Genomic DNA, 9033 nt, shown 5'->3' with positions numbered 1-9033 from the left:
TACACGATAGGTAAGGTAAAGCGCAGCTAAGAGTGGAGCCAGAATCAGTGCCATTTCAAAGGTAAATTTACCTAACCCCCCTCCATACTGACTTCTTCTGTAATTAATATATTCTCCCCAACTTGTTTTCCCATCTTCACCTACCCGGCTATATATGTTTAAAGCTACTGGTTCTTCTGTAATTTCGAAAAAGTCGTTACCAAATATAGCCATTTTATTGCTGATACTTTCGTTGGCCGATTGTTCTATCGCTTTAAGGTCAGGCCAAAACATATCGTAGCCGGTGAAAGCCATAAACCAACTGGCGAGCATCATTGGCAACATAAAAGCAAATAAGGCGTTGTGGCTGGCATTGCGCACTGTCAGAATCTCGTCAGTGACTGACATTACTGGCTCCATAGGATCATCGAGTGGTTTCACATCGACGCCTTCCCGAAGGTCATTCCACCAATTAGCGATGGGTTGTGCATAAATAGTTTGCCACCAGGCATATTGGGGTCTTTTCTTCATGATTAACCTCGGGGCTTTTCGTTTACCATACCTGCGATGAGCTGATCGCTTCTTATCAAATTACCATTGCCACTTATTACTCGAAGCGGCGTATAAACTCCCGGCATAGGCTGGTAAATCCACAGCAAATTGGCGCGCTGCGTAAACTCAGCAGAAACCTCAAGATACAAGGCGCCTTCTTTGTATATTGCTCGTTCGGGCGAACTCATCGCCTGCTGTAAGGCTGCTTTAAACTTCTTTGTCGACTCTCCATCAAGCACCGTTTTTATCTGTCCCGTGGTCAAATCATAACCATCAGCTTTGTATATCCCTCCAATCACCTCAGAGACACCCGCGCGGAACTGAGGCAACACAAAGGAGTAGGTATAGTGACGCGTATCGTACCAACTATTACCAACAATCTGTCTGGTGAGGCTACCACCAAAACGGTCAAGCGACAGCGAAGGCATCGCCAGAAAATTCATAAACTCCTGAAGTTCAAGTTGATAAGCTGTAGAAATTCTTGTGTCCTTATGAATATCAATGGCATCAAAAAGCCTCTGGCTGATAGTGACATCCCCCCCATCTTTGAATGACCAAAAACCATAACGGTCACTCTTTCCCCAAAAGCAATTAAACAGTAAATTTTCAAACGGATTTTTTTCATAGTAAAGAAGCAATCCTACGCCGCCGACTATCAACCCCAACGCAAAAATGGCCACCCCTACTGGCAGACCAACGCCAGTGCCACTGGCTGCCCCTGCACCGGCAAACAGTGCTTTTGTGGCCCCTACGAAAAGAAGCGCAGACCCGAGACTGATGGCTGCGTGCCCGACCGCCGCACCATGGTTACCAGCCCTTGCTGCATTGTACGCATCATACCCTGACGTAATTGCACCGATAAAATTGGCGATGGCAATGAGTCGGGTAGCGGCTTTCCCGGCCAGTAGCCGGCCAAAGTGTTTTGCACCTGACGATAAACCGGGAACAAAGCGAGTCGCCACGGAAGCCGGCATGGTTCTGATAACTTGCTCACCAACCAGGAGACCACCTCTAGCAACAACCATAACATCAACAGTTAAGGCGGAAATGCAGGAAGTCAGCCTCAACGCATCATAGCTAGCACCACCACGCTTTAAAGGGTCAGCATGGTCAAAACGGGATTGGTTCAGGATTGACATCACCGTCATCACATTGGCAAAGGCTGAAAACCCCGCAAAAGACGTATCAAAAGCAATCCCAATACGCTGTGTTGCAGTCTCCCCGACAGAAAAAGCAAAACGCCCACCTGAAGCACGGGTTACACTGACTTTAGCCAACGACCACAACTTAGGAAGGCGGGAGCTTCTCTGAAGGTTGCCCCAATCAAAAAGTCTTTGTCCCCTCTCAAGTGACCTCTGTGCACGTTTTAAGCTTTCAAGCCCTTTGTTGCCGCCCAGCTCTATCTGCTTATCAATGGCTTCTGAAAGTATCTGCGCCAGTTTGTCAGAGGTGTACCTCACTTTTCCATTTTCAATGCTGATGCCCATGACTTTCCAAACATTAGGGATCACTCTGTCTACTGTGTATTGAAGCGCATTAGCTGACAATTTATTGCCTGCTCGATAAGCCAGTTTGCCACTGTATTGGCCCCAAGCCATTATTTCTCCCCACATCGGCCCAAGCGCACCAAGCAGGATATCCATTGAGCGGGCGGTTTTGTCTGCCCAGTCAAATTCAGCTTGAGGTTGAGTAACAAGCTTTTCTAAAAGGTATGAAAAGACATCGTATGCGTTATCCTTATCAACCAATGCCTTTTGTTCTTCCTCTGCTGTTGAATGGGCATGTTCAATCATGCTTTCAAGCGCAGCCTTACCCTCTTGCGAGGCCATCAGGCCTGAAAAATAGGCACTGCTTATCTCTGCCAACTTTTGCAGCTCAAGCTCGGTTGCTTCGTTGCTGCCTGGTGCTGGGTCAAAGAACATTTTCATGTAGGTATCGAGTGAACCAACCTTGTTCGTCGCGCTAGAACCGTATGCAAACGTGGAGTAGATATTCAGCAGTTTCTCCCTTCGCGCTTTAAAGGTATCAAACTGTGTTTGCATTTTGCCCCAATACTCGGCGTGAGCAGCTGTATCAATATTATCTGATGCCGCTGATTTCACGTCTTTGTCAGGGTGTTTAAGAAATGAGTCGACGAAACCACCTATCATGTAAGGGTAAAGGTTCATCGACGAGTAATCTTGCTCCCAGAGGGCAAGTTTGGCATGCGCTTGTGCCAACTCAATTTGGCGTCCAACAGGGTCGAATAACGCGACAATCTTCGCTTTTTCTTGATAGCAAAGGCTACTTTGGATTTGAGCTGCAATGGCATCAGGCGATAACTCATAGCTTTCTTGGGTCGTTAACAAGTCGACACCAATCCCAGCGGTTTGCGAGAGAATGCGGCGCTGTTGACCCCGGTAGTCTTCGACAAGGAGAGAGAGGTTTTCCTTAGTAGCGTCTACAGTATGCCCAGAGCTATCACTAACAATATTCACTTGCTGCATTGCCGCAGTGCGTTCGCTTTTATTGCCGTTCATACGGTCAATAATGTTGGGTGCCCACTCGTGTTGGGAATAGGCAATAGATATGTTTGATGTACCGGGAGACACAAATACAAATGGATAGGAAGCTCTTCCAGAAGAGGTGTCTAAACGAAGTCCGCCTTGCGCATTGATACCGTTGGCAAACAGGTATTTCTCGAAACGTTCATTGACGCCGTTTGTGGATTTTACCTGGGTATACTTAAAAATATGGAAAACGTCTTTCCCACCTTCTTCTCTTATGTAAACCCACCCTTCTCTTAATAGTCTTATCGCATAGCCTTTACTTGCTTGCACTGAAGTGGCGTTTAACAACGTGTTGACGTCCGGCGGCTCCGAGGCGGCTACTAATTCATCAAAAAGATTGACGTACGCATAGCGAACAGGATAGATGGGTGTGATGTTGTCACATTTTTCAACAGCATCTTCGATCGGGTGATCAGAAAGTGAATCCAGGTTTGTCGTCATACTTAACTGTCCTTTTTTGCTATTTCGAGCAACATCCTTGTTTGGTCGCTTTCTGTCAGATTTAGGTCAACGATGTGAGGCAACGTGTTTTCAATCCATACTTTGCCTTTCTCTCTCATCAGCCAAATGGCGGCAGTAAAATAGCCAACCGATTTTTCAGTGAGAAAATTGTATGCTTTTGCCTGTTGAGTTGCTGACTGAATAAATTCGATTTTCTTTAAGCGGTCTAATTCCGAGAAATCCGCAAACATCTCTGAGAGAGTGCCAGATAACTTCACAGCAAACTTTTCGTGGGTCTGAATACCTATTTGTTGTTTTAGCTCATCATCCCATTTTAAGGGGCGATCACCCGTTATGTGTGAGTGGTTTAGAGAGAGTAAAACGCTTTCTCCTTCTGGCAAAATGGCCAAAATACAAGCAATTTTATTCGAAAAGAGGTGTGCAGAGCGCTCTGGCCCTAATGCTTTTATCAACGCTTCAATCCAGATGGGGTCGTAAAATCTGAAAAAGTAACGTTTTCCATTGTTATCCTGCAGTTGAGTAAAGCGCCTTAAATGTTGCCATAGTGCCTCTAATGGCAAACTGCTTCGAAGATAAATAGCAGGCGCTTTATGCCAAAGATGCACACCCGTCATCGCATCTGGCATTCTTGAATTGTAAGTAAACAGTTTTTGCGTGAAGTCACTGTCCGGGCAAAGTTCGATGAGATAAGGCGCGACATCAGACAGCGCCTCTTCGGCTTTGCCTTTAAACAGACACTTAAAGTTAAGCCGTGAGTCCTCAATTTCACTGCGCCCCCATTGAAGTTTTGCAGCATCCAGGACGGCGTAGGTCTTTAGCAAGCCCTGTGCATCACCGTCTTCCTCAGAAGTCGCACTCAGCTCTCCAAATAAGTAAGGGAACAGCACTGGTGGTACACGTTTCGTCGACTGACCATCAAGAGGTGGAAAATCTGGAATAGGAATAACGTTGAGGTACGGATATTGTTCGGGTGTATCCAGGCCATTTAGGGCTTTGGTTTTGCCGATAGAGGCCCTCTGTTCTTCTGTTAGCGCTTTGATCAAATCAACCGCTTCTTGTGGAGCACCATGCTGTCGGAACCAGGTCATTTTCTCCATGACATCTCGGGTCTCGATCAATGCATAACCTTTGCTTGTTAACGCATCACTGATGATTGCATCCACTTGCAAGGGCTCCGCTGCTGTAGCCGCGACAAGAGCACGATATTCGGTTTGGTCGTCAATATTGATAAAAAAAGCCGCAGCAAGATAGGTATCGAAAGACAACGCAGTATTACTATCAGGCCTTGCCATTTTGAGCACCTGTAATAATTTTTCCCCCGCAACTGGTATCCGAGCCCAAAACAGCAACGGACTTTCCATCTATTTTCGCGTAAGCAGACCCAGAGGTGATGACTCCCCCACAGGAAAGCTTGTCGCCAACCGTTGCGATAGGCTTTCCTTCACAAATATGTACAGTGCCACTGACAATCACATTTGGGCTTGCACCACAATGATCAGGGTTGGGGCAATCATGCTTGTCGTCAATGCGGGCAATTGGCTTTAACATTTTTGCTTCACTCCTCGCTTTCTGGGGACGGGCATTCTTCTGCAATGGGTTTTGCGCTGTTTGCGGCCATGCTGAGGCTCGGAACTTGCGAAGACCCTGAGCCACCCATATTAACGTTACCTTTCAGATTGATGACTGCACCTTCCATCGTTATACCCGAAGCGTCTAAGGTGATTTTCCCTCCCGGCCCCTTGATGACAAATTTCTCGAATGCCATCAATTCGTGGAGACGCGTATTGTGCGTGATTTTGTCTCCCACATTGAGTGTCTGGGTCCCTGCGATCTCCCCTTTGAAATGACCACCTACGATATATTGATGGTCAGCATAGATGTTATCCCGCTGAATGTTCCCAACATTCTGTATGTGGTCTTTGGTAATATTGATTATTTCGTTTCGGAGGATTTTTTTATGTTTATCACGGCCAACTTGTTCAAAGTGGTCCTTTGTCACTGAAACTGTTTTGTTATTGCCTATCGATATATCTTCATTGTTTCCCACGTTTTCACTTCAGTTGACCATAACAGTGGTGGTTTCATTGTTTTCTACAACAATATTCTGATCTTTTTGTGCATGAACGTAGATCTCTTCTTTGTCTGCTTCATCTTCAAAACGGATCTCATTTGACCCTTTCCCCTTATGGGTATCCGTGCGAATCACTGTGCGAGTTTTATTGGCTGGTAACGGATATGGAGGGACATTCGTCGCATGATAGGTTCGCCCGGTGATAATGGGTTGGTCCGGATCCCCTTCAAGAAAAGAAACGATCACTTCATGCCCGATGCGTGGGATGGAAACCATACCGTATTGTCCGCCAGCCCAACCTTGTGAAACACGCACCCAACAACTCGAAGCTTCATCGTGATTTCCGTATCTGTCCCAAGGAAATTGGACCTTCACGCGGCCATACTCGTCACAGAATATCTCCTCATCTGAAGGACCGGTCACAATGGCGATCTGTGGCCCTTGAACACAAGGTTTAGGACGGGGGGCAGGTCGCCAGGGTCGATGACCTGGGATAACAGAAAAGTGGTTGTGGAAGGTGGTCATACCCTCACCACCATGCTCTTCGAGTGCCTGAGGTTGCGTGCCTTCACAGCGCATATTTGCAACAATCCAATCTCTGTTTGAGGCATCATCGTCATGATCTTGCAGGTCAAACAGCAGCCCTGCATCGATTTGAAATACATTGCTGGACGCACTGGCGACAAATGCATCGCTCCTTAAATGTTCAAGACGATATTGAGTGAAGGGTTTTCCTGCAGCATCACTTTTATAGCGACCCGGGTAGTCATAATGTTCATACTCCCCACGTTGGTACCCCATCTCATTACCCGCTTTTTCATGCAAAAAACCGTAGGCAGGCTTTTTAAAGCTATAGTCTTTAAGCACAGCAGATGAAGGGCGCGTTTGAACAGCAAACTCCCAACCTTTAATGAAAGGCACAGCGCTGACACCGCCCGCTTTGGCGTTGTAAAGCAGAGACAAATCAGAATGCGAAAGGGTCTGTGTGTCATCAGAGAAAAGCACGGTATGCTTGTCTTTTTCATGCAAGAAGCAGTAAAAAATGCCCTCTTCTGCCGCCAGACGCTCAATAAATTCAAGGTCGGTTTCCCGATACTGAACGCAGTATTCTCTGACTTGCGGTGAGCCCGATATCGAAAATGCGAAATCGTCGATGCCCATTTCCTGAAGGAGGAGGCTGATAATTTCAGAAACGGTTTGTTGCTGGAAAATTCTGCTGTTTTGACGAAGAGACAGACGCGAAAGGGCAGGAACAAATTCAAGGGTATAACGTGTGTGACTGAATCCTGTATCGCCTCTCGTAAACTGGCGAATGACACCATGGAACCGTTGCTCTAACACACCATGATTCCAAAGCTTTAACGTAACGTTTCGGTCGACAATATCAAACTCAGAAAGGGAAGCGTGGCGACTGGCGAGTTTAACTTGAAATAGGTATGGCGAAGAGAGTTTGCTCTCACCTGTAAACTCAAGGACTGAAAAAGTGTCGTCTGACAGTCCTTCTACCGTTAACGTAAACTGAAGTCCGCTTTCCGTCGCCATAATCGATTCCATTTATATTATTGACAAGTGAGACAACAAAACCCGCATATCGCGGGTTTTTCTCAGGGCGCAGCTTCCTCTAAGCTGCGCACCGTGGCATTACCGCTTACGCTTCAATCGGCGCACGCCAGTCATCAGCACCAGAGGTACCCGCAACTGTGTGCTCCCAATCAATCTTGCGGTAAGCCACAGACACAGTCACCAGCTGGGTGAACTCTTTCTTCTGTGCGTCCTGACAATGAGGCATTTGGCAATCGATATCGATGATGGTGCCGTCCGTCAGAATGGTAGAGAAGAAATGCTCTTGCTTACCTTCCACCGAGGTGCGGTACCACTTCAGCTCAATTTTCGGCAGCATCTCGCCTGATGCCAGTGAGTTGTACATCAGCGGCACCGCTTTGTTCAGCGCCACGGTGAACTTGAATGGCTTGTGAACACGTTGGCCAGAAGGCTGACCGCTTTGTGGGTCAGTCGGTACAGTAACAATGTGGTCAAACGCCTGAACCAGCATTTGGTCTTCGTGGCCTTCGACGTAGATGTTACCGACAGAGTCAGCAGTGAACGCGCCAGCAGTGATGTTGCCCTGAGTTTTGCCTTCGATGGCGATATAGCAAGGAGTTGGCATCGTAATGTCCTTTGAGATTGCGATAGAAGAACAGATTAGTAATCACAATCTGTGCCATGAAAAACAAACATAAAAATCAATAAGATACGATATAGAGAAATGTGAGCGGGCAAAAAGTCGCCTAATTTCAAGCAAATAGTTACCCAGCGAGCAAGAAATTGCTCAGTGTTGACGCTGGCCCCGCACCATGGATGAAATGCTCCTCCTGACTAACACGCCAATCAGTCATCTAATTCCAACTGAGTACATTCTGAGAAGCCCAGGGCGGCGTTGAAACAGCAATGATGGGGTTTATGGCTGAGATCTGAACGTGTTGAAACGGTTTTTGTTTTTGTTTTTGTTTTTGTTTTTGTTTTTGTGATTGAAATGCATTGGAAGGGTAAAGCAAGAAGCCCAATCACTTTCCTATTGATCTAGGCATGCTCTGTCTTCTTCAATTTTAGTCTAGATACTTTTGCAGGGTTTCCCTGAAATCAACGCAATGTTGCTCGACAACTCTCAACATATTGGCGCAATCTGTTGGCTCTTAGCTACCATGGACTTTTCATCGTGACCGCCACTTTCCTTTCCGTCGCCAGTTACGTGCTAATCGACCGCTCACGTAAAAATCCACTAAAACCGTGGTATCAAAACCCATCGACAAGGATATTGCTAAATGTAACGAGGATTACTTTTTAGAGTTAAGGCTTGATTCGATGATAGCAGACGTAAAAAACCAGCAGCACCGTGAAAATGCCAGATGCGATGGTTACTTTATTGATGATGATTGGACGGCAATTCCAAAAGACACAGATGCTTCAATGAACGCTCAGGAGCACACAAACGGGGATAGAAATATAGAAATTTGAAAAGGGATGAAGTAACGCGAACAGTTGCGTTTCAATCAGGATTGCGCATAGAAAGGAGAATCAATCAATGACTCTGTACGGTGTCACACACGAAGTGTACCACTTAGGCAAAACCAAGCATTGAATTGATATAACTTACTGGTTTTAAAAGCGGATGGCAGTAGAAGGTGATATTGCCACCCGATAAGAATCAACATATTACAATAATTAATGTGGTAGTTAATGATATGTGTTGGCAGTGGTTAGTGATACATCATTAGCATGCACTAACTTTGTGCGCCACTCTGTAAGAAAGTTTCCTTCAGTACAATACGAACAACATAGCCACTGCTCATTGCCGGACTCGCAAAATTACAGCACAAAGCCGCAACTAAGCAGAAGAACATTAACCGTTAAGAGTGTGCG

The 9033-nt window shown here is 46.2% G+C and carries 7 protein-coding genes and 1 pseudogene; 1 reads left to right on the top strand and 7 read right to left on the bottom strand.

Features of this window, described 5'->3' with window-relative positions; translation table 11 throughout:
* The 7 genes and pseudogenes from LRP50_RS24825 to LRP50_RS24795 form a co-directional block, all read right to left on the bottom strand.
* Positions 1 to 510 (bottom strand): annotated as a pseudogene (locus tag LRP50_RS24825) (hypothetical protein); the annotation flags it as partial.
* A gap of 2 nt (positions 511 to 512) precedes the next feature.
* Positions 513 to 3521 carry a toxin VasX gene (locus tag LRP50_RS24820; RefSeq protein WP_274167080.1) on the bottom strand — a complete coding sequence of 1003 codons (3009 nt, stop codon included), beginning with the start codon at positions 3519 to 3521 and terminating at the stop codon, positions 513 to 515.
* Positions 3522 to 3523: 2 nt separating this feature from the next.
* Positions 3524 to 4834, bottom strand: coding sequence for a DUF4123 domain-containing protein (locus LRP50_RS24815; RefSeq protein WP_274167079.1), 1311 nt, complete (start codon positions 4832 to 4834; stop codon positions 3524 to 3526).
* Positions 4821 to 5090: a PAAR domain-containing protein gene (locus tag LRP50_RS24810; protein WP_274167078.1), complete on the bottom strand. Its 270-nt coding sequence runs from the start codon at positions 5088 to 5090 to the stop codon at positions 4821 to 4823. Before LRP50_RS24810 ends, LRP50_RS24815 begins: the two co-directional genes overlap by 14 nt.
* Positions 5091 to 5097: 7 nt before the next feature.
* Positions 5098 to 5589 (bottom strand): bacteriophage T4 gp5 trimerisation domain-containing protein, encoded by a 492-nt coding sequence (locus LRP50_RS25800; protein ID WP_274167077.1) that lies wholly within the window; start codon positions 5587 to 5589, stop codon positions 5098 to 5100.
* Between the two features lie 9 nt (positions 5590 to 5598).
* Positions 5599 to 7155, bottom strand: coding sequence for a type VI secretion system Vgr family protein (locus LRP50_RS24800; protein ID WP_274167076.1), 1557 nt, complete (start codon positions 7153 to 7155; stop codon positions 5599 to 5601).
* 106 nt (positions 7156 to 7261) lie between these two features.
* Entirely contained in the window at positions 7262 to 7780 is a 519-nt protein-coding gene (locus LRP50_RS24795; RefSeq protein ID WP_017015011.1) for an Hcp family type VI secretion system effector, read from the bottom strand.
* A 695-nt stretch (positions 7781 to 8475) separates the two neighbouring features.
* Here LRP50_RS24795 and LRP50_RS24790 point away from each other — a divergent pair.
* Positions 8476 to 8628 (top strand): hypothetical protein, encoded by a 153-nt coding sequence (locus tag LRP50_RS24790; RefSeq protein ID WP_274167075.1) that lies wholly within the window; start codon positions 8476 to 8478, stop codon positions 8626 to 8628.
* The last annotated feature ends 405 nt before the right edge of the window (positions 8629 to 9033 follow it).

The sequence above is a fragment of the Enterovibrio gelatinilyticus genome (assembly GCF_028683095.1).
Lineage (GTDB): Bacteria > Pseudomonadota > Gammaproteobacteria > Enterobacterales > Vibrionaceae > Enterovibrio > Enterovibrio gelatinilyticus.
The sequence above is the reverse complement of the archived record's forward strand: the minus strand, read 5'-3'. Positions and strand labels throughout refer to the sequence as shown.

What these genes read in the sequence shown, in the direction of transcription:
- LRP50_RS24800 (WP_274167076.1), bottom strand. Translation starts at nt 7,155, where the DNA reads ATGGCGACGGAAAGCGGACTTCAGTTTACGTTAACGGTAGAAGGACTG.
- LRP50_RS24810 (WP_274167078.1), bottom strand. Translation starts at nt 5,090, where the DNA reads ATGTTAAAGCCAATTGCCCGCATTGACGACAAGCATGATTGCCCCAAC.
- LRP50_RS24815 (WP_274167079.1), bottom strand. Translation starts at nt 4,834, where the DNA reads ATGGCAAGGCCTGATAGTAATACTGCGTTGTCTTTCGATACCTATCTT.
- LRP50_RS24795 (WP_017015011.1), bottom strand. Translation starts at nt 7,780, where the DNA reads ATGCCAACTCCTTGCTATATCGCCATCGAAGGCAAAACTCAGGGCAAC.
- LRP50_RS24820 (WP_274167080.1), bottom strand. Translation starts at nt 3,521, where the DNA reads ATGACGACAAACCTGGATTCACTTTCTGATCACCCGATCGAAGATGCT.
- LRP50_RS24790 (WP_274167075.1), top strand. Translation starts at nt 8,476, where the DNA reads ATGATAGCAGACGTAAAAAACCAGCAGCACCGTGAAAATGCCAGATGC.